This is a genomic window from Paenibacillus sp. JT22N15, from assembly GCF_059383755.1.
This window is the reverse complement of sequence record NZ_JBXENV010000008.1, coordinates 191,050-212,872: the sequence shown is the minus strand read 5'-3', so window position 1 is coordinate 212,872 and position 21,823 is coordinate 191,050. Positions and strand designations below refer to the sequence as shown.

Sequence of the window (21,823 nt, the reverse complement as noted above, 5' to 3'; positions counted from 1 at the left end):
CTCACTCGCTCTCTTCCCGAAGCAGCAGCTCGATTTCTTCTTCCGTCAGGTTTTCCAAGGCCGCTAATTGTTCAGCAATTGCGTCCTCATCAAAGCTGCTGAGCAAGCTCGTTTCCACCGCCTCGGCAAGTCCGGCAATCGTAAGCGAACCTTCGAACAGCACCGTCATCGGCAAATCCACTTCAAATTCCTCCCGAATTCGGGACAAAATCTGAATCGCTTTGATCGATTCGCCGCCAACCTCAAACAAATTATCCATTACTCCGATTTGCTCAATGACTAAAACATCTTCCCAAATGGTTAATATTCTTTGCTCAAATTCATTTCTTGGAGCTACGTATTCTGCCCGTTCGCCAGTCTTGCCCTGCGAGGCCGCCTCTACTTTGGCGTGGATGCTTCTAGAAGTATTCAAGTGCCGCCCAATATCATCCAGCACATCTAAAATAGCCGTATCCGCCCCGCTCGCCGTTTGTTCCGCAGCTGCATGTACCTCCTCGCGGTAGTGGTCGGCTTTTTCCAGGTAGGAGGCAAAGTTTATGGTTCTGGCAAAGGCCGCCGTGAACGCATATACTTTGTGATCAGTCGAAGCCGTGACGTCCTGTTCTCCGATTAAGCTTAAAAACTGACCAGCTGGCTGGTTTTTGGAGGTTGGAACAAAAACGACCTCTACTTCACCCAGACCATTGTCCGCCGCCCATTCGCCAAGTCTAGCAAGCATCGTATATTCTATACCTTTGCCTAGAGCTCTGCAGCTAAGAAGGAAGCTGTCCACCCTAAGCTTTGAACCCTGCTCGCGGCAAACGGCCAAGCCGACCATTCCATAGTCTCCAAATCTATCACTTGCCGTTACCGTGAAGCAGCTTACATTGTCTTCGCTGCATCGTTTTCTGAGCTCGGCTTCCGAATGCCTGACCGTAGTAAAATTAAATTGATTCACCCTTTGAGTCAATTGAGCGGCTCTTGCCAGCTCCTCATCAACCAAAGGAGCAATACTTACGTTCAGCTCCAACCCGCTTATAAAAGCTTCGTAGGACAGCATTTCCTGCTGGAACTTATTCCGCTCCGTATTTTGTTTAACCTGTTCCGTACGGCTTTGGTCTGCCGCAGTCGTGTTTATACGGTCAAATGCCCAAATGTTGCTTAAGTAAAGCGGAATGTCCTCGTCCTTTTCAGGCAAGCATAATGTCAGAACTTGGGGACAACGTGCTTTAACCTCCATACATTCGACAGGGTTATCGTCGATAAAGATGAAGCTGTCGAGACCCAAATTCAGCTCTTTAGCCAATGCTTCCAAATTATCCGATTTGCGCTCCCAGTTGATTCTCGAAGCCGCGATGTGTTCGGGCTTGATCAGCATATCAGGCCGGTTCAACGCCTCTATGACATCGCTTTCATTATTTTTGCTGCAAAGACATAGAAGCATCCCTAAGCGCTGCTGCTCCAGCATAAATGCCTGCAGCTGCTTCCGATACGGGTCCACCGCTATTCCTTCAACGCCGTCTTCACCGCAAATGCCCTTCCACAGCGTCTGGTCGCAATCCAGCACGATCACTTTATATGGCAGGCTCACAGCCGAATAGATTTTTCTGGCAATGACCGTACCTAACGCATCAAAGAAAATTTGTTTGTATGGAATATGTCCCATTTTATCCGAATGAAAATCATAATAATCCGCTACGGGATAGAGATCCAAAATGTCAGAAGAAGCCACTGGTAAAATGCCGTTCAGTCCTTGAAGCCCTTGATATAGTCGGTCCTCTATTTCCTTATAATCGCAAGCCGTCTCGGAGCTCCATTCCATCAATGGCGAAGGAGGGCAAATACACACAATATGAATGGCTGATGTGCTCTCTACTGATGTTTTCAATGCATTCAACAGATCAACGATGTTACGGTCAAGCTTGGATTGTATTAAAGCATCCTTCCTGATCTCCGTTTCCAAGCCGTCCTCCACCCTGAACCAATCATCAAAACGAATGAGAATGACGTTGATCCCGTTGTTTTGGCGCATAGCGCTATAAGGATCGAGCAGCTGCTTGAAAACCTGATTCTCATATTGAATTGCAGCGTTTATTCCGAGCTTGTCCAACCAAAAAACGAGTGACCTTCTGACTGGTTCTGCGGTAAACGTTGCCGAAAATACGAGATTTAAATCACGACTGATCATATTCACGAAACTTCTCCCCTTGCTTAGATTTAGGATAGCATTTTTACAGCCTTCTCTAGCTTTAAGCCGCTACATCTGGGAGTTTATAAATTTTTACAACAAAGTCAATTTTATCGTAGTCTATCGTCGAATCATTGTCAACGAATTCCCTTTTTTTGTCGAGGATGTCAATTATCTTGTTTATTTGACAGCAGAGGATTATATTATATTTGTGAAGTGGGCGATGAGCTTATAAGCCGTTGCATGTGATTAAATGTGTGGAATAGAGCAGCTAAACTTTAATAGGAGTTGAGTTATATGAAAGTACATCATATAGGGTATGTCGTAGAGGATTTAGATAAAGCTTTACAGGAGTTTATCGCGCTAGGGTACGAGGTGGACGGCGAAAAATGCCATGACGATCAACGGAATATTTTAATTCAATTTATTAAAAATGGCACCTATTTGGTAGAGCTGGTCTGTCCGCTGAATGACAATTCTCCGGTTAAAAATATTTTGAAAAAGGTTGGCAGCACACCCTACCATTTCTGTTATGAAACGGCGAACCTCTTGGAGAAGACCGAGCAACTGAAGAAGCTGGGCTATCTCGTCATAGCCGAGGCTTTGGCAGCTCCGGCTATCGGCAATAAGAGAGTCGTATTCCTGTTCAAAAATAATATGGGCATTATAGAATTGGTCGAGGAATAGGCTCAGATCGTTTCCTTGTACAGCTGAGGGGACTTCCACGTTTTTACGGAGCCATCGTCAGCTTCCATATTGGCATGAAAAAATCCTTTACCGTCTATGAATGCTGGGACACCGTGCTGCTTTCCCTCAATTGCAGCCTGCAGCGCTAGAAGGGCGAGCGGTTCGGCTGTATCAAAATTCGCATACTTGCTGTGTCTGGCAGGGACAAAATAGCCGAAATGAAATTGTTTCTCTATGATATTGTCTCCTATTTTTCTAGCCATCTCCAAGTATTGCGAATGTCCGAATGTTGAATAAACATCAAGCATCGCATAAAGAGCTCTTGGATCGTCGCACTCTGTCGAAAAATCCAGAGCGGCATCCACTTCAGGTTCACTGCCCATATCTCCAAGTCCATTCCCTTTGGCGATGCTTCTTGCCGCTTCCCATAGGCTTTCGTCGCCCGTTTGGATAAATGTCCTCACGCAGGAAAGCAAAAATTTGCTAGTAGCGGGAAACTGGCCGATGATGGCGCCTTTATCTCCATAATAGCCGTCCCGTTTAAGGGCATATCCCGATAAATCCGTACCGTCCGTGAGCATCGGCTTAAACGCATTCCTTTCAGGAACGTAGCCGTATTTCAAAAAAGCGCCGAGCCCTTGCCTTGACCATTGCGCCAGCTCCTTCACTACTTCCCCCAGCCCACTTGCAAGCTGAAGCTGCATCATCGTATTTTCATAATAGACGGTAGAGGCTTGCGCTTCCAAAAGCATTTTGCCTTCCAGCGCTGCGTCTCCAAACTCGGGACCGAATTGCCGCCCAGCCCTGTCCCCGAAACGGGAATGTGTATTGCTGTCGTCATTCGTATGATACACTTTTCTCGCTTTGTTGAACTGATACGCACCTAAGCCTGTATCCGCATTTCTAGCCTTGTTATACTGGCGGGCAAGCCTTTTCAGCCATAACAGAGCGCCTTTCTCGCCCGCCAGCTTGTACAGCATTCCTGCCGCATATATCAGATCATTTCCCGCGTTCAGAAAGGACAGCCCGCTAACCTCTGAGAACGGCTCCGCATCCCGGAATTCGTGTGCCCACAGCCTGCTGCTTTTCAAGCCGAAGCTGCCGTGTCTGCTAATCTCAAGGGTGCTCCAGTTGAAAACATGTGCATTCCATAACGCTCTAATGTATTTGACGGTAGCTGCAGGGTCAACCTCGTACATGAGTTCATAATACGGAAAATGGTTTTTCAGTTCATGCACCATACCGTTTTTTTCCTCTGCCCCGGCAACCTGCAGCGTTTTCAGATCAATCAGCCGATGCCCGCCCCATTGCAGCAGGCCACACTCACTTTGAAGATGGTCAAAGTGAAATTTGATTGCTAATTTAGCGGCATTTTCATACTGCTCATCGCCTGTAAGCCTCGAAAGCCCCACAAAGGTACGAAACAGGTTTTGCTGGCTCGCCAAATTGGACATGACCACCTCGCGCCCTCCGGGAAATCGCCATGTGACGGGCTCCTTTGTCCTAACATCGATTCCGTCAGCGAACAACGGGCTAGCCTCCCATCCGCTGCGGCCCCTTCCCTCCTTAAGCACATTGTCTGCAAATGTTATGACCGTGTTCAATCGCTGCTGATCCCTCGTACTCTTTTCCACCAATACACACCATCCTCTTGGATTTCCGGTATAAAAGCTTCGATCTCCACTATGATTCTCTCTATGGTCAAAAACAGCTTTTTTGCAGGTTCATAGCTAATATACCATAAATTTACCAGATTCTGTGATAGATTAAAACGCGGAAAAGCCGCTTCCCTCGCAGCTTCATGACAAAGAACCCCCGCGCAGCGATCCAATCGGTGCGCGGGGGCTCAAAAACAAACAAGCTACGGACCCTTAATCTAGCTTCTAGCTGCCATACGTCAATGCGAGCTTAGCGAACATATCTTCCAGAGTAAAGCGGACATCCACAAAATGATAGACACGGATCATTCTTTCCTTCTGATCATGCACATAGTACATATCCTCGGTTATTCTCGGAGCAGGCTTCATTTCATACCCGTATTCGTGCTCATCCAGAAGCAGGCTTATGGCAGGTGAGTCGCCGAGCGACCACATTTCACCTTTGGGCCACGGGGAGTCCTTGAACGCTTCTGCTGCCCAATTGTTGAAGTCGATCAGCTGCTGGAACAAATATTGCCCGATTTCACCGTACGGCTTAACCTTGTACATCATCTCCGCAATACTTACCCTCATCGTCGTATAAACGGTGTGCGGCACCTGCCACAGCTCCACTGATGATTGGAACACCACATTAGCGGCAGCAATATCGTTAAACAAGTTATACTCCCAGCCACCGAGCGGCCAGTGCCCGCCGCCAATCCAGACAACTGTCAGCCTATCCGAGATGCGCGGTTCCATAAGCAATGCTGACGCCATATCTGTAAGCGGTCCAAGGAATACGACATACAGCGGAGAGGAATCCTCCTTCATGGCTTCATGCACAATCGCAGCAGCCCCCTCGGAAGGGACGGGCGTTTCTTCGTTCTCCAATGCGCTGACCGCCCCCTTATAGTAAGGGACCTCCTCTTGCAATCCCATAATCGAGAGCACCTTCTCGATCTCGTCATAGCTTTGCTGCATCGTGTCCTTCCGGTTCATCATCGAAGCCGTTTTTTCAAATTGGGCAGCTATAATACCTTTTATCCTGAAACGAGGAGTCAGCAAGGCATGGACAATGGCAAATTGATCATCAGCTTCATTTTTCGCGTCGGTATTAATGATTAGCCTGATTTTCTTGGACTCCGGTACATCAAACGGCAATTTCATACTCCGCCACCTCCGTTTTTCAACTTTTTATTTGCCGTTAGCAGCCGCCCATTCATCAAGCTGCTTTTGTTTCTCAGCAATAATCTTATCCAGCCCAGCCGCCTTCAACTTCTCGTTATACTCCTCAATGAGTGCAGGATCCAGCGAGCCGGATTCCAGCCCGACCTTGTATTGATTGACCACGTTAGTCGCCGCCGCCACCTCCGTTTTTACCGGCGTCGCATCGAAGGAGAAACCGAGTGCCGGAGATACCTTCGCGGACTCGTTGAATTTTTTCGTCTGCTCCCAAATATCCTTATCCGTACCTTCCCACACATATGTTAAAAAATTGTTGCCCACTTCCCATTGGTTGAACTGATATGTCGTTTCCTTCACGCCTTCTGGAAGCTTGATCGTTCCGTCCTCATTCTTCACATAGTGCTTGCCTTCAATGCCGTTCGCCAGCAAGTTCATCACTTCGGCATCCGAATAAAGCAGGTTAAGAAGCTGCATAGCGCGTTCCGGGTTTTCGCTGTTGCGGGGAACCGACATCATAAAGCCGCTTGCTCCATTCGATTGGATCACAGGCTCAGACAGATGGACACTGGTCATTTCATAACCGGTAGTCTTGGATTCCTGTGCCTCAAAGCCTGGCTTCATATTATTAAAATAACCAAGCGCTTTGCCTGCTTTTACGAGACTTGAGCCCTGCTCCTGCGTCGTTGCTACGTCCTGCATAATATAGCCGGCTTCATACCACTTGCGTGCAAGAGTGACCTTATTTTTGAAAATGTCTGTTTCCAGCAGATTTACGACTTTCAGATCATTACTGTCCAGCAAAATCACGCCAAGGCTGTCTCCAAGCGGATCGATCTGCGGTGTATACATTTGATAAGCAACCGTGCCTGTTTGCGTGCTTTGAACGAGAGGCACAATGCCCGGTTCCTTATCCTTAATCGTCTGGAATACTGTACCAAGATCCTCAAAAGTCTTGACTCCCGAAAGATCAATGCCGTGCTTGTCAATCAAATCCTTACGCATGACCATGCCATAATCTGCGCCCACGTCGCGTATGCTCGACACGCCATAAATACTTCCGCCGATTTTCGTACCATTGTAAATTTCCGAAGGCATCGTATTTTTAATTTCCGGCGCATACTTCTCAAGAAGCTCGTCAAGCGGCAGCAGCTGTCCTTTGGCAACCTGAGAGCTGTAATTAAAAAAAGAGGAAGTAACAAGCAGGTCCAGAGGCTCGTTGCCTGCCAGAAGAAGATTGACCTGCTGGTTCCATGCTGCAATATCAATTGGCATCAGCTTCACAGTCGCATTAATTTTGGACTTGGTAATTTTGTTTATCTCCTCCTGCACCGCCGCAACATCCGACATCGTGCCGAGATTAATAAAGGCCATCGTCAGTTCCACGGCTTCGCTATCGCCGGCTCCAGCTTCACTTCCAGATCCGCCAGGCGAAGCGTTGCCTCCATTTTCCGAACTGCCGCAGGCTGCAAGAAGCAGGCTTAGTACAAGCATAATCGATAAAAGCAGTGTCGTTGTTTTCTTCTTCATCTTCGATTTCCCCCTGTGTGCTGATGATCATAAATCTATACCAATCGGACCTGCGAGATCCGAGCTTGGCTGCCTCTAACTAACCTTTAACAGCTCCAATGGTAAGGCCTTTAACGAAATACTTTTGGAAAAAAGGATACACACACAAAATGGGCAATATTCCTGCAACTGCCATCGCCATCCGCACGGAATTCATAGGAAGTCCCGCCGCAGCCGTGCTGTTGTTGCCCCCAATGTTGGTTTGCTGTAGAAATTGGATATTACTCAGCATCCGGTTCAATAAATTTTGGATACTGTATAATTCAGGCTCCGTCACATAGATCAAGCCGTTGAACCAGTCGTTCCAATAGCCAATCGTCAGCATGAGACCGATAGTGGCCAAAATCGGTAAAGAAAGCGGTATCACGATCTGGTAAAAAATTTTAAACTCCGTTGCCCCGTCAATATAGGCCGATTCGATAATGGGAACCGGGATTGAGGTGCTGAAAAACGAGCGGATCAGCAGAATGAAGAAGCCGTTTGTAAGCAGGCCAGGTATGATCAGCGCAAGCAGTGTATTTTTCATGTCGAATACCTCGGTAAACACGAGATATGTCGGCACCAGCCCCCCGTTGAACAGCAGCGTGAAAAATACGATAAAGGACAGCGTCCCCCTCAGCGGCATATCTCCCCGCGACAGCGGATACGCCAGCAGCGCTGAAATGAGCAGCCCCACGGTTGTCCCGATAATTGTAATCGTTACCGTTATGCCGTAAGCCTTAACCAGCGACGTGGATTTATTCCACAAATACTCGTAAGCCTCGATGCTCCATGCCTTAGGCAGCAGGCTGTATCCATCCCTCACAATCGCCTGCTCCTGTGTCAGTGATGATGTGATTAACAGCAGAAACGGAAATACACAAGCAGCTGTCAGCAAAATAAGGATGGCATGTACAGCATATTGATTCATATGGTTCGTCTTCATGAAGTTACCTCTCCTAACAAGAACCTTTTTCTTATTCTAAAATAGCGCCTGATCTCTGTTCTTGCGGCTCACAGCGTAATTAGCGGCCAATACGAGCACAAAACCGACAAGCGATTGGTACAAGCCCGCAGCCGACGACATTCCGATATCTCCCAAAGTCATGAGTCCTCGGTATACGTATGTGTCTATAACATCTGTCGTTGGCTGAAGAGGACCTGAATTAAGCGGAACCTGATAGAACAGCCCGAAGTCAGAGTAAAAAATACGTCCGATCGCAAGCAGTGTCATAATGGTAATGGTAGGCATGATGAGCGGAACGGTAATGCTGCGGATTTGATGCCATTTGTTTGCGCCGTCAATCGTCGCTGCTTCATAATATTCGTGATCAATGCCAATAATAGAAGCTAAATAAATGATGCATAAATACCCTACATTTTTCCAAATATTAACAATTGCGAGAATATACGGCCAATATTTAGCCTCTGTATACCAAGCTATCGGATCCATACCGAGCAGCGGCAGCAGTTGTTTATTGATGAAACCGCTCTCTACATTGAGCAGCGACAATCCGAGATAGCCGACAACGACCATTGAGATTAAATACGGCAGCAAAATGGCACTTTGATAGAAGCGCGACGCAAGCTTCTTCTTTACTTCATTTAATAAAATCGCTACCGCGATAGCCAACACCGTATTAATGACGATAAATGCGCCATTGTACAAAATCGTGTTGCGCGTAATAATCCAGGCGTCCTTCGTTTCAAACAAATATTCAAAGTTCTTAAACCCGATCCAATCGCTCCCAAGAATTCCTTTGGCATAATTAATGTCCTTAAACGCTATGACAACTCCAAACATGGGCAGATAGTTATTGATAATCAAATAAATCATGCCCGGAATGATCATCAGGAACAGTGCGCGGTAACGCTTTAATTTTCTCAAAATAAAATTCAGCCGCCCGCTTTCTTTCCGCTCTCCTGCACGAACAGCCTGTGCGATTTGCGGTGTTTCCATCGCCTTCCCTCATTTCGTTGTTGTATTCTATCTTGTAGCTCTATTGTAGGGTGTACGGAACATAGGCAATAACCACTATCCGGACTTTACAGTTTCGAAATCTCGACCTCTTTCGACTGGGCTTGCTTGCGGTAATCGCCTGGATTCATACCTGTCATTTTTTTAAACAGAGTGGAAAAATAAGATAGATTGGAATAGCCTGACTGCAGGGCAATATCACTAACGGTGTAATCTGGCAATGCTAACAGTGCTTTTGCATATGCAATGCGTTGTAATTGTACATAATCCGAAATGGACATGCCCGTTTCCTTCTTGAATACCCGATTCAAATAATCAGGGTTCAAATATACGCAGCCCGCTACCTCTTCCCGGGTCAGATTTTGCTCGCCTATATGCTCTTGAATATAGGCCTTCACGCGGTCGACCACTGAAAGGCTTTTTTGAGTGGCGTGAATTTGGCTCATCGACACGTCAATGAGATAAAGGATCCATTCCTTGAGTGACGACACGGAGCGGAGCACCTCTTGCGGCTTGTCTGTAAGCAGACTTTTCGCGAACACATCATTGGCCTGTAATCCCTTCACTTGCAGCACAAAAAACATCATCTGCAGAAAATTTTGATAAAACAGCTGCAAGGCCTGAGCGTCGACGCCGTACTTCCTGTCCCTCAAATCATCCAAATAACAAGCGACAGCCTCCGTCAACTTATCCTTGGCTCCCATTTTCATCCACTCTTCCCACGAACTCATGGAAGGCGGCTGCAGGGTTCCCACTTTAGACTTCTTGTAATGGCGAAACAAAAAGGTTTGATTGGCATGCGTCACATTGTCACGGTCCATTTGAATAAGATTGTAATAGCTTGTCACCATTTCAGTAGCATACACAGGCTGACCGATGTAACAGTTTAAATCACAGCTAAAGTATTGGCTGCAGCCGCGCACATAGCTGATGCAATCGTCCAGCATCGCTGTATCCATCCTATCTGTTGATGCTTCAAGCAGCACAAGCAGCCCACCATTAGGAACGGATATGACGGCGGACCCGGCTTCATTTTTCAAAATTTGCTCATTCGCTGCATTTCGCAGCGCATACTCCATAATCTGCTCATCCCGCTGACTGAGCGGTTTATACCATTTTTGGACGCGAATTAAGATCGGCAAATATTTAGACCTCACCAGATTAGGCAGCTTGCTGCTCGCAGCATATTCGGAGATTCTTTCCGGGGAAGAGCCTATGCTTTGCTTGATGAGCTCCTGCCAAAAACGCTCTTTCATCAACGGCTTTTGTGATTCCCAAAGCTGAGCATAATGCTTGTAATCGCTTTCATACATTAGAAGCTCCTGTGTTTTTTCGATTTTAGCTAACGCTTTACGGATTACTTGCTCCAGTTCTTCATAATCAACCGGTTTAAGCAAATACTCGAAGCTGCCCAGCTTGATCGCTTTCTGCGCATAAGAGAAATCGGAATGCGATGTCAAAAAAATCGTCTCTACCTTTGGATCATGCTCCCTTACCCATTCCAGCAATTCGATGCCTGTCCCTTTAGGCATTTCGATATCGCACACCATTAAATGAATCGGCTCATTCAAATAAATTTGCTGAGCCTGCTTCAGGCTTAGCGCGGTATGCACATGTTGAACCTTCAAGGATTTCCAGCGGACGCCTACCTCCAGCCCTCGGATCGCATGAACCTCATCATCTACAATTAATACGGTAAACATATAAGCCCCCACCTTCTGGATGTAGTATGATCATGAATGTCCAGCAGCGGGCATTGGCAGCGACATCGTTACGATAGCCCCGCCGCCGCTCTGATTGTTCTCGAAGGTTATCGCTGCGTCCGATTGATAGAGCAGCCTCAGCCTGCGCTTAATATTCCAAATGCCGACATGCTCGCCCTCTTCGCTTATTTTTTCCTCATCGGCATGCAGACTACTCAGCACTTCTTCGGGAAAACCGGAGCCGTTGTCTTTTATCGTGATTACAATACGGTTCCCGTTATCCGACTCCAGCAGCGCTGCAACAACCTCAATTGTAATTGGCTGATCGATATCAACCGCATGTTTAATGGTATTTTCAACGATTGTCTGAATGACAAGAGGCGGAATTTCAACCTCCTTCACTTCGTCCTTCATTTCGATGCTGCTGCTCAGCGAGTCAGGAAACCGAAGCTGCTGGATACGCAAATAATTGGCAGTATGCAGCAGCTCTTCTTTTAACGGTACGACATATCGGTTCGTTCGAAACATGTAACGGAAGTAGACGACCAGACACTTCGACATTTCCTGAATCAGCTTGTAATCCTTGACCGTTGCCAAATTGTAAACAATGTTTAACGAGTTCAAAAAAAAGTGCGGATTAATTTGCAATTGAAGCAATTGAAGCTCCGACTTCTGATGGTTTAATTTTTCTTCATATACATCGATCTTCAGTTCGCGAATTTCCGCAATCATACGATTGAAAGTTTCATTAACGATTTCAAATTCGGTGGACGTACTGCTCTGATGCAGTCTTGTACCCCAATGACCGTCTCTCGTCTTCCTCATCGCCACGACCAACTGCTTCATCGGCTTAAGAAACACATAGCGTATAAAAAATAAAAATACGACAAAAAAAACGACAGCACCCGCCGTTATGAATGAGGATACCCTCTGTAGAAAAGGAAGCTTTTGCTGAATAACATCATCCGGCACAAGCGCCATAAGTTTAAAATCGCCTTTGTCCGACGATTCATCCATCATTAAAAATGATCTCTCCTTGCCCGTTATCGTATACGCTTCTGAGGAGCTTGCCAGTTCAATGCCTTCCCTCTCGATCATCTCGCTTTGGCTCATTGGCTTGAGTTCGCCCGTCGTCAGCAGTGCGGCTCCCGCTTCGCCGAGATCGATCAGATTTAAAGGCACCATCAGCTTATTGCTGTTAACCCACGCCCCGACATACACCCCCCCGCTGCGTATAAGACGCAGCAGCGCATAATTATGGTTACGTCCTTCCCACACATGCCAGTCAGGACCGCTGTAGGCCCCCGGCTCCCCCTGCAGCATCTGCATAATTTCCTGTTTGGTTGCGTCCCGTTCTTCAAACGATGAGCCGAACTGCTGGGTCATAATAAGCTCACCGTTTGTTATCGAATAAACAAAAAAGAGATCGATTGAACGATGTACGCTAATATCTGTCATAATCGTATTGAACAGTCGCAATTTGCTCATCATATAGGTCGTTTCGTTATTTTGTCTCGGCAATTGAAATCCGATCAGATCGGTATCATTTTCCGTAAAATCGAACAAATACTCATCCACTTCATTCAAATTGCGGTCGATTTCATTCATATACAGACTGAGCAGATTTTTGTTCGATTGGGCGACCTGATTACGGACAACCCCCACTGAATAAATGCTATTCACAATAATGACGATTACAAGCGGAACGATCATAAAGAGGATACTGGCAAACATTTTAAACCGCAGCGAATTTAGATATGCACGCATCAGGCATCTGTCCCTTCAAGCTGATTAACTCGTAGTTTTCGTAGCGAAATATTCAGTCTCTTTCAAAGCTGCAGCAGTCGCCTATCCTAATTGTACCCCCAAATCCTTCATAACGCTTTTGTTATGACGACCTAAACATTATGAAAATCGGACTAGAACCGGACTTCCTACCGGAATAGAATGAAACGAATGATGCAAGCAGCTATGTGAAAAAGAGAAAGCGCCCCTATCTTTGAGAAATGGTGTTTGGCTAAAACAACATCGCTCAGAGAGAGGAGCAACTTTAAGGTGAAGTCTATCACAAAAATCTCAAATTTGAACACGGAATTTCCTGTCATAAATGCATAACAAGAAAAGCAATCAGGCCAGCCCGGTCTTGGTTGCTGATGCCAAAACCGGGCTGGCCTGATTGCTTCAGGTGTAGGGTTCATTAATGACACTACTCATCGTCGTCGTACATAAGCAATTTAGCTCTTATAATAATAGTCTGGAATGGCTTCCCACCGTTTCTTCAGCTCATGCGCCGCTAATTTTGGTTTGCGGTCACGCGTAAATATGCCTTTTTTATTCCCTTGAACGCGGAAGATGCCCTGACTGGTGCTGAAATCGGCAAAGTTCCATACATGCTCGCCGACAAAATTGCTGCACTCGTCGAAAATCTCATGATTTGCCCGTAAAAATTCGGTCTGAAATTCCTCGGTAAACATGACGGGATCAACATCATGGAAGCCTGCGATCGTATCCGCGCCATATTCCGTCATGATGATTGGCTTCTCTGGGCAGCGCTTCTTCCAGCCTTGGAGCTCCTGGCGGAGTCTCGATTTAGCAATCTCCCATTCCCCGCCTTCAACGTACCAGCCGTAATACCGATTCAAGCAGAGAACATCAACCAGATCCGATACCTTGCAATGCTCCGGGCTCCCTTCCTGAAGCGTCACCACTGTGACGGGACGTCCTTGCGGGTCGCATTCCTTCGCATATCGGAGCAGCGGCTCGAAATACTCGCGCGCCCCTTCCTCGGAAGTCGCAGGCTCATTGGCGATGGACCACATCACAACGCATGCATGGTTCTTGTCTCTCGCTATCAGCTCGCGAATGGCTTCCCGATGCGCTTCATAGGTTCTCAGCTCTTTCCACGTGTCCCGTCGCTTCCCACCCGTCAGCGTTGGAATGAAATTCAAATGCAGACCGACGGCAGCCACCTCGTCGATAACGACGAATCCTTCCCTGTCAGCCAGTCTCATGATTTCTTCCGAATATGGATAATGGGATGTACGGAACGAATTGGCACCCATCCACTTCATCAATCGAAAATCCATGACATTGGCCGCCTCGTTAATGCCACGTCCATGAATCGGCGAATCCTCGTGTTTGCCGAAGCCCTTGAAGTAGAACGGTTTGCCATTGATTAGGAATTTGCCGCCCGCCACTTCCACAGTCCGGATGCCAAAGGGTTGATCATACTCATCGATGATTTCTCCTCCTTGAACTAGCTCCACCTTTAACGTGTACAAATAAGCATTCATAGGCTCCCAAAGCTTAGCATCCGCCAGCAAGAAGCTCCCTTGCTCCCCTTCTCCTTGGGCAACGATGCTTCCCGCTTCATCTAGGATATAGATACGCACGTCGGACTCTCCGGTGCTGTCAATCTTGCAGCTCACTTCCGCGGAACCGTCATCCTTGACGCTTGATATAATCTGTACATCTTGTATATAGCTTTGAGGTGTCGTGTAAATTTTCACAGGACGATGCAGCCCCGCATAGTTAAAGAAATCGAAATTGGGATTATTCCGAGCGACTTTGCCCACTCCTTCAATATCGCGCTCCACGAAATGTCCCACGGGCAGCGTCGATTCGTCCAAAATATTATTGACGGCAACTGTCAGCCTATTTTTATGCGGCAACAGATGACCGTTCAGTTCCACTTCGAACGGTGTAAAGCCGCCCGTATGCTCTACGGCCAGCGTTCCATTGATATACACCTTCGCTTCATGGGTGGCCGAGCTGAATCGAAGAACGATTCGCTGCGAGGCCAGCGTCTTTGGAATAATGATATCCCGTTCGTACCAAACCCATCCTACATGATTTCGTATTTCGGCGTTCACGCCGATATCGTTATAGGAAGACGGAACAGCCATCGCAATCGTGTCGCTTAGCGACTGCATCTGCCATCCTTCCAGTAAACCGATTCCGGGATCTGTTTTGAAATTCCAAATGCCGGACAAATCGATAACGCTGCGAGAAGACGTATTAATAGGGTATAGCATCCTTATCACTCCTCATAATGGATAATAGATGTGCAGCGCGAATACCCATCCGCGCTGCACAGAACTTTTTACTGCTTGGAATCAATAATTTTCTGAACCTTTTCTTGTGTATTGCGAATCGTCGTATCAATGTCGACGCCGGATAACATCATTTTGTCGAATTCCTCCAGGAACACCTTTTCTAACTCCGCATGGTAAGGAACAGCGACAGCTGGGGTGGCCTGCTTCGTGTTTTCGAGAACGTACATCAAGGATTCCTTATCGATTTTTTCAGGCGTTTTCGTGCCAGCAATAATGTTATCTACAACCTTGTTCAGATCGGCCTTTTTCCACGATGGGAAGTTCTTGCCCTGCAGGACGATTCCTTCCGTTGTGAACCAGCGGATAAAGGTGTAAGCAGCTTCTTTATGCTTGGACTTGCTGTATACGCCAAATACGTCGCCGCTGACGTTGCCTGTGAGCGGATCCCCTGCGTTCATCGTTGGAAGTGGTGCGAACACGGTTTTGAACGTTGCAGGTACTTGCTCCGTTCCCCCTGCTTCCGGCACCAAGAAAGATGCCATCGTAATCATGCTCGTGTCCTGGTTGAAGTATTGTGGACGGTAATTTAGCTTCTGGCTCACAATTTCTGAGTAAGGCGTCGCCGAGCCTTCTCGTTCCCCTTGCAGGCGAACTTCCAACGATTTCCTTATTGCAGGAGTATCGATGTTTGCTTTCAAGCCATCGTCCGTCGTGAGATTAGCTCCGGTAGTCGATTGCCCCATATTCTGAATGAAATAACCGAATTGAATCCAGCTGTGGAAATAGGTGCCGTATTGCGTTTTGCCGTTTGCCGTCGTCGTCATCGCCTTGGCATACTCCATATACTGGTCCCAGGTCCATTCCTTCGGAAGCTCCAGTCCCGCTTGCTGGAGTCGGCTCTCATTGATGAAAACCATAGGTGTAGAAAGCTTGCCTGGCAAGCCATAGGTTACATCTTTGATTCGTGTGTCCGTGGAGTACTCGTCCGCCAGAGAGAAACCTTCCTTCTCTATATACGTATCAACTGGCTCTAACAAGCCGAGCTCGGCGCGCTGGCTGAGAAATGCCATGTTACTAAACATAATAACATCCAGATCGTCGCCAGAAGCCGCGGCTAAATCCAGCTTTTTATAATATTCATTCGAGTTGTTGTCTTCTGCGGAGTTGAACTCCACCTTGATCCCAGGATGTTTCTTCTCGAACTCCTCGATTACGATATCCCAATTATCAGCTTTCTTCGGATACCAAGTATGCAATTTAATGGTGACTGCCCCGTCTGAAGAGCCCTTGCTTCCCGTCTCCTCCGCCGTACTATTGCCGCCTGCCCCCGAGCATGCTGATGTTGCAAGCGCAACCAAAACCGAAACGACAGTCGCCTGAATCCATTTTTTCTTTAACATCGAAATTCCCCCTTGAATAATAGTTTTCTATCCTTTGACACTTCCCGAGGCCACGCCTTCAATCACTTGTTTCTGGCCTACAATGAAGATGATCAACAGTGGCAAGATCGCAGAAACGGCTCCCGCCATCATAAGCGAATAAAACTCTCCATTAAAATCGGCAAACTTCCGAATCCCCAGCTGAAGCGTGAACAAGGCTTCAGAGCGCAGGAAAATAAGTGGATTCTGATAATCGTTCCATGTCCAAATGAAACGCAGAATCATATAAGTCGCAAGCGCCGGCTTGACTAACGGCAGCCCGATCCGGAAGAAAATAATCCAATGATTCGCGCCGTCGATTCGCGCAGATTCGATAATCTCATTATGGACGCTCATGAAGAACTGGCGCAGCAAGAACGTGCCTAATACTCCCGATGCTGCAAGCAATACAAGACCGAAATGGCTATCGAATAGACCAAGCCAGCGAAACATCATAAATTGCGGAACAAGGATGGCCTGAGAAGGAATCATGTAAGTAGCCAGCACTAAGATAAACATAGCTTCCCGGCCTTTGAAGATCACCTTGGAAAATCCATAAGCGGCCATAGCCGAAATGATTAACGACAATGCGGTAGCCATCAGTGTCACTTTAATGCTATTCAAGTAATAAAGAGTGAATGGAACAGCACCTGACCAGACTTGTGTGTAGTTTTCTATCATGTACCATGTTTTCGGAATCCATTGTATGGGGTATGTCATAACCTCCAATTCAGGCTTGAACGAGGCCGATAACATCCAAATGAATGGCAGGATAAAAAATATCCCGACGATTCCCATTAGAGCCGTGACGATCAGACGGCTCGCGCTGACGGATTGCATATGTGTATTCCCCCTAGTAATTTACCCATTTCTTCTGACCCACCCATTGGATAAGTGTCACGAATAAGATCAGCAGCAGCAGCACGATCCCCATCGCAGACGCATAGCCGGATTGCAGGTTAACAAACGCCGCTTCGTAAAGGTAATAAACGATGACCGATGTAGAGCCGGCAGGGCCGCCGCTGGTCAACACCATAATGAGATCGAAAACCTTAAACGAGCCAACCACACCTGTAATAAGCAAAAAGAAGGTTGTCGGAGAAAGCATGGGCAAGGTAATAGTGAAAAACTGCCTCAGAGGAGAAGCTCCATCTACATCGGCCGCCTCATAAATATCCTTTGGAATTCCCTGCAAGCCTGCCAAATAAATGACCATATTAAAACCAAGCGAAGTCCAAACCATAATAATCATGACTGCAATCAGTGCGAATTGCGGGTCCGCCAGCCAAAGCGGCGGATTCTCAATGCCTATCCCCCGCAAAAATCCGTTAATTGGTCCGCTGTTGGGATGGAACAAGACTCGCCATAATAAAGCGATTGCCACGAAACTTGAAATGAAAGGCATAAAGTAGATGACTTTGAAGAAATCTTTAAAGTAGGTTGCTTGGTTAATCAAAGCCGCGAGCACCAGCGCGAAAAGCATCGATACGGGAACAACCGCGATCATGATGACATTGTTCCGAAGCGCTCGATGGAACCCTTCATCATGCAGCAAATTATTATAATTCTCAAATCCGATAAAATTTAGCCCATCAAGCCCTGCAATGAAGTTCCACTCGGTAAAACTTATCAACCCTGACAAAATGATCGGGATAACGACCAGCGTCAAAGTCAACAACAGCATTGGCAAAATAAATAGATAACCATTAATCATGTCGTAAAACCCTTGCTTGCGGATTCGGAGAGCCTTGCCTGTTTTCGCCCCCTGATCCAAACCATTTCTCGTTGTCTGCTCCAAATTTGCCACCTCACTGTCCTCTATGTCTTCCTCATTATAGGTGCCGCGTTCCATGCAAACATGCAACGATTTTTTCTATAGCAAAAAAGTTTTGCGATATTTTTTCCCTCATTGCAAAAAATGTTGAATGAATCGTTCATCAGCATGCTGTAGTATGGCTTTATAAAGAAGAATGGCAACGAGGGGTGGCACAACATCATGCGTGTTATATTTAAGCTAAAACATTTATCCTTGCGGCAAAAGCTGATTCTGACATCTATTGCCTGTCTGGTATTGCCTACGGTAGCTATGCTGTATATTAGCAGCTACTACTCCAAGTTAATTATTCGAGAGCACACGCTTGAGAAAGCAACGCAATCCCTTGCCATTGTACAATCTCAAGCCAATGCAATTATGGAGGAGCTTGTGTCTATCTCAAATTTCGTCCAATTCGATCCCGAGATTAAAACCTTGCTGGAGGAAGCCCAGGATCATCCGATTGCTGCTAGACAACTAACGACCCGGCTAGAGCAGATTGCGGGAGAGAAGCCTGATTTACGGCTTACGCTGCTGACAAGGGATGGCCGCGCTTATTCCGATTATTCCTTTTACGATTTCGAGCCACAGCAATTTACTCAGCAGGACTGGTTCGCCAAGGCATCCCGACTGACGGCATACGAGACGTTGTTTTTGGGTGGATTGCGGAACTACTTGCCGCCGCTGGATCAAGATCAAGGATATGTTTATTTGACGGCTCGGGCATTGACGGAGGCTGTTGATCAAGCCCCCTTCGCTTATTTGATTGTCAGTCGAACGGAAGACTCCATTCGAGATCTGTTCGCTGGCTTGGAAGAGGATGTTTACCTGCTGAGTGACGAAAATATCATTCTATCCAATCGAAACGCCGACGTAATTGGTCAGCCATTCCACACGATCATGAACGAGGAGACAAGCTCTTCACCAAGCTTTATTCACCTGCGAGGAGAGAATCAAATTCATCTCTCGCTTCCACTCCGTTATGCGGACTGGAGACTGGTAAGTCTAGCTCCTTACGAGCAGCTTACCGGTAAATTAAATACCTTCTATCAGTCCGCCTTATTGCTTCAATCGCTGTTTGCCATCTTTTTCTTATTTGCTTTGACCTATCTATTGGGTAGATTCACGAAACCGGTTCGATTGCTGGGCGAGGCGGCCAAGAAGGTGGAATCCGGGGATTTGCAATACCGCTCCAATATTCGCGGCCGTGACGAGATTGGGCGGCTCGGACGCTCATTCGACATGATGCTGGATCGGATTCAGCAAATGCTCCAGCAAGTTGAGATCGAACAACAATTGAAGAGGCAAGCGGAAATGGCGATGCTCCAGGCGCAAGTACATCCGCACTTTTTGTTCAATGTCCTAAGCTCCATACGCTTGAAATTATTGTTAAAGCATGATGAAGACACCGCTCATGCGGTCGGCTCCTTAGCCTCGCTGCTGCGGGCAAGCTTGATGAGGCAAAATGAATTCGTAACGCTGTATGCCGAGATTGAAACGACGATGCAGTATATTGATTTAATGAAATTTACAATGAGATTCCCGACCGAGTGCCACCTAGACATTCAGCCAGACCCGTTAACCATAACGGTGCCTAGATTTATTTTGCAGCCAATCATCGAAAATGCTTATAAGCATGGATTTACGCAGAGCGGCGGTATCATCACGATTAAGGTAGCCACGGATGCTCATATGCTGCGTATCACAATCGCAGATAATGGTCTGGGCATGACACCAGAGACGCTTCAGACTTTGAAAGATCGATTCAATGTTCAGAAGCGGGACGTAATTGAGAGGATGATGGCGGAGGAGCGTACAGCCGCCTCAGGAATTGGATTATTTAATGTGTACAGCAGGTTGAAGTTGATTTATAGTGACCGTTTTGAGATGAACATTCATAGCGTGTACGGCGAACAGACGACAGTCGTATTAATATTCCCTGCTGCTGAGCCAGCCGAATCTGTAGAGGTAGGTGAACACCATGTTTAAAGTTGTTATTGCAGACGACCATTACCCCGTGCTTGATTATTTAAGCAATATCATTCCTTGGTCCAAGCTTGGATTTGAGCTTTCCGCGCTCTGCTCCAATGGAGGTGAAGCATGGGAAGCCTGCCAGAACCAACAGCCGGACATTCTTATTACGGATATCGGTATGCCCGTGATGGATGGTCTTGATCTCATCGAGAAGGCTCGCGAGGCAAATCCTCGTTTGAAGACCATTATTTTATCCTGTCACGAGGATTTTCAATATGCCCAAAGAGCCGTTAAGCTTAACGTCAACGATTATATCCTGAAGGAAAGCCTTCGCATGGAGCATGTCGTTACGGTTCTGCAGCAGCTTGCTTGCACGTTAGCCGAAGAGAAACAAGCCGAGAACAACCGTCTCCAGCTGCAGAACGTCGTGCAGCAAAATCTGTCCGCCATTCATACCCGATTTATTCGCAAGCTGCTGGAGCAGCCGATATGGAACGAAGCGGAGTGGAACGACGAAGCAGAGAGGATGGGCATCCACCTCCGTGATGGCATGCCATACCTGCCTGTTGCGGTGCTGCCGGAGCGCTCCTTCGAGCTCGCAAGCCGGTTTGGCGGAGCCATGAATATGCAATTCGTCATCGACAACGCCTTGCAGGAATTGGTTCAATACGAAGGTGTTATCTTGCTTGTACCGAACGAACGCCAATACTTCCTTCTGTTTCCTTTCCCGGCCACATTGAAACGTAATCTTCATGAGGACATCCGCTCCGAGCTGAAGCGTGTTCAACAATTAGTGTACCGACATCTCAGTATTGGGATATCATTCTATCGTGGTGATGTGGCTCGGGATTTCCTGCAATTGAAGAAGCAATTACAAGATTTGATGAATGTGAAGATGTTCCGTTTCTATGCAGGAGAGCTCGTCTTTGCGGAGCTGCGGCCGCTCCAAACGACGAAAGAAGATTTGTTCCTGCATTATGCCAAGGCCTTTCAGGAGCTGAAGGACAGCATGCTTGGGGGAGAAAGGGCGCTCATCCAATCTACGGTGAAGCGATGGGGAGCATTCATTCAAGATCGTGTTTATCCAGTCGAATCTGTGAAAAGCTGGGTACTAAAAATGGCATTGGAGCTAGAGCTCAAATATACGGTGATGCAAAACTTCGTGATCAACTTCAACAGTGAGCTGCAGCAGCAGCAAATCGCTTCTATCGAAACGCTGAATCATCTTTTGGAATGGCTTCAGAACTTTCTCGAAGAGAAAGCTACCGATATTCAGATGCTGCGCGACCATACGGTACGGAGGGAGATCGCGGAAGCCCAGCGCTACATTCAAACCCATATTGGAGAGAAAATCGCAATGGATGAGATGGCCCATCGGTTGAATCTGAATCCGTCGCACTTCAGTCGTATTTTCAAGCAGGAAACCGGGGAAACCTTCGTCGAATTCGTCACGCGGACGAAGATGGAGAAAGCGAAAGAGCTATTGAATCAGTCCGACATGACCGTGGTAGAAATTGCGGAGCAGCTAGGCTACGAGCATACCAGTTACTTTATTAAGCTGTTCCGCAACGCCTCCGGCATGTCTCCAAACGAGTATCGTAAATCAATGTGAGCACATACAACTTAAAAAATACCCCCATTAAATATAGAATCCAGCTCAT

At 47.0% G+C, this 21,823-nt stretch carries 15 protein-coding genes; 3 read left to right on the top strand and 12 right to left on the bottom strand.

All coding sequences use genetic code 11. The features are described from left to right. Position 1: 1 nt before the first annotated feature. Positions 2 to 2,167, bottom strand: a complete 2,166-nt coding sequence (locus AC50X8_RS17585; protein WP_494862313.1) for an HAD-IIIC family phosphatase — start codon at positions 2,165 to 2,167, stop codon at positions 2 to 4. 297 nt (positions 2,168 to 2,464) lie between these two features. Here AC50X8_RS17585 and AC50X8_RS17580 point away from each other — a divergent pair, with 297 nt between their 5' ends. Further along, entirely contained in the window at positions 2,465 to 2,854 is a 390-nt protein-coding gene (locus AC50X8_RS17580; RefSeq protein ID WP_494880643.1) for a VOC family protein, read from the top strand. A gap of 2 nt (positions 2,855 to 2,856) precedes the next feature. Here AC50X8_RS17580 and AC50X8_RS17575 read toward each other — a convergent pair whose 3' ends face one another. From AC50X8_RS17575 to AC50X8_RS17525, 11 genes are all read right to left on the bottom strand, one after another. Next, entirely contained in the window at positions 2,857 to 4,488 is a 1,632-nt protein-coding gene (locus AC50X8_RS17575; protein ID WP_494880641.1) for a hypothetical protein, read from the bottom strand. A 249-nt stretch (positions 4,489 to 4,737) separates the two neighbouring features. After that, positions 4,738 to 5,658 carry a nucleoside hydrolase gene (locus AC50X8_RS17570; RefSeq protein ID WP_056041763.1) on the bottom strand — a complete coding sequence of 307 codons (921 nt, stop codon included), beginning with the start codon at positions 5,656 to 5,658 and terminating at the stop codon, positions 4,738 to 4,740. A 27-nt stretch (positions 5,659 to 5,685) separates the two neighbouring features. Next, a complete protein-coding gene (locus AC50X8_RS17565; RefSeq protein WP_494861872.1) occupies positions 5,686 to 7,203 on the bottom strand; it encodes an ABC transporter substrate-binding protein in 1,518 nt (505 codons plus the stop codon). 79 nt (positions 7,204 to 7,282) lie between these two features. After that, positions 7,283 to 8,167, bottom strand: coding sequence for a carbohydrate ABC transporter permease (locus AC50X8_RS17560; protein WP_155973508.1), 885 nt, complete (start codon positions 8,165 to 8,167; stop codon positions 7,283 to 7,285). 36 nt (positions 8,168 to 8,203) lie between these two features. After that, a complete protein-coding gene (locus AC50X8_RS17555; RefSeq protein WP_143088637.1) occupies positions 8,204 to 9,073 on the bottom strand; it encodes an ABC transporter permease in 870 nt (289 codons plus the stop codon). A 194-nt stretch (positions 9,074 to 9,267) separates the two neighbouring features. Then, positions 9,268 to 10,902 carry a response regulator transcription factor gene (locus AC50X8_RS17550; RefSeq protein ID WP_056041767.1) on the bottom strand — a complete coding sequence of 545 codons (1,635 nt, stop codon included), beginning with the start codon at positions 10,900 to 10,902 and terminating at the stop codon, positions 9,268 to 9,270. 30 nt (positions 10,903 to 10,932) lie between these two features. Continuing rightward, entirely contained in the window at positions 10,933 to 12,636 is a 1,704-nt protein-coding gene (locus tag AC50X8_RS17545) for a sensor histidine kinase (RefSeq protein WP_494880639.1), read from the bottom strand. Between the two features lie 500 nt (positions 12,637 to 13,136). Beyond that, complete coding sequence (uidA, locus tag AC50X8_RS17540; RefSeq protein ID WP_494880637.1) at positions 13,137 to 14,936, bottom strand: beta-glucuronidase; 1,800 nt, start codon at positions 14,934 to 14,936, stop codon at positions 13,137 to 13,139. Positions 14,937 to 15,004: 68 nt separating this feature from the next. Then, complete coding sequence (locus AC50X8_RS17535) at positions 15,005 to 16,357, bottom strand: ABC transporter substrate-binding protein (protein ID WP_494880635.1); 1,353 nt, start codon at positions 16,355 to 16,357, stop codon at positions 15,005 to 15,007. Between the two features lie 27 nt (positions 16,358 to 16,384). Continuing rightward, the gene (locus AC50X8_RS17530) at positions 16,385 to 17,215 is read right to left on the bottom strand and encodes a carbohydrate ABC transporter permease (RefSeq protein ID WP_046229276.1); all 831 of its coding nucleotides are present in this window, start codon (positions 17,213 to 17,215) and stop codon (positions 16,385 to 16,387) included. 13 nt (positions 17,216 to 17,228) lie between these two features. Next, positions 17,229 to 18,182: a carbohydrate ABC transporter permease gene (locus tag AC50X8_RS17525; protein WP_494880633.1), complete on the bottom strand. Its 954-nt coding sequence runs from the start codon at positions 18,180 to 18,182 to the stop codon at positions 17,229 to 17,231. Between the two features lie 189 nt (positions 18,183 to 18,371). Between AC50X8_RS17525 and AC50X8_RS17520 the strand changes: the two genes are divergently transcribed. Both AC50X8_RS17520 and AC50X8_RS17515 read left to right on the top strand, forming a co-directional pair. Then, the gene (locus AC50X8_RS17520) at positions 18,372 to 20,177 is read left to right on the top strand and encodes a sensor histidine kinase (protein WP_494861883.1); all 1,806 of its coding nucleotides are present in this window, start codon (positions 18,372 to 18,374) and stop codon (positions 20,175 to 20,177) included. Continuing rightward, positions 20,170 to 21,774 carry a response regulator gene (locus tag AC50X8_RS17515; RefSeq protein WP_494861885.1) on the top strand — a complete coding sequence of 535 codons (1,605 nt, stop codon included), beginning with the start codon at positions 20,170 to 20,172 and terminating at the stop codon, positions 21,772 to 21,774. Before AC50X8_RS17520 ends, AC50X8_RS17515 begins: the two co-directional genes overlap by 8 nt. Positions 21,775 to 21,823 lie beyond the last annotated feature (49 nt).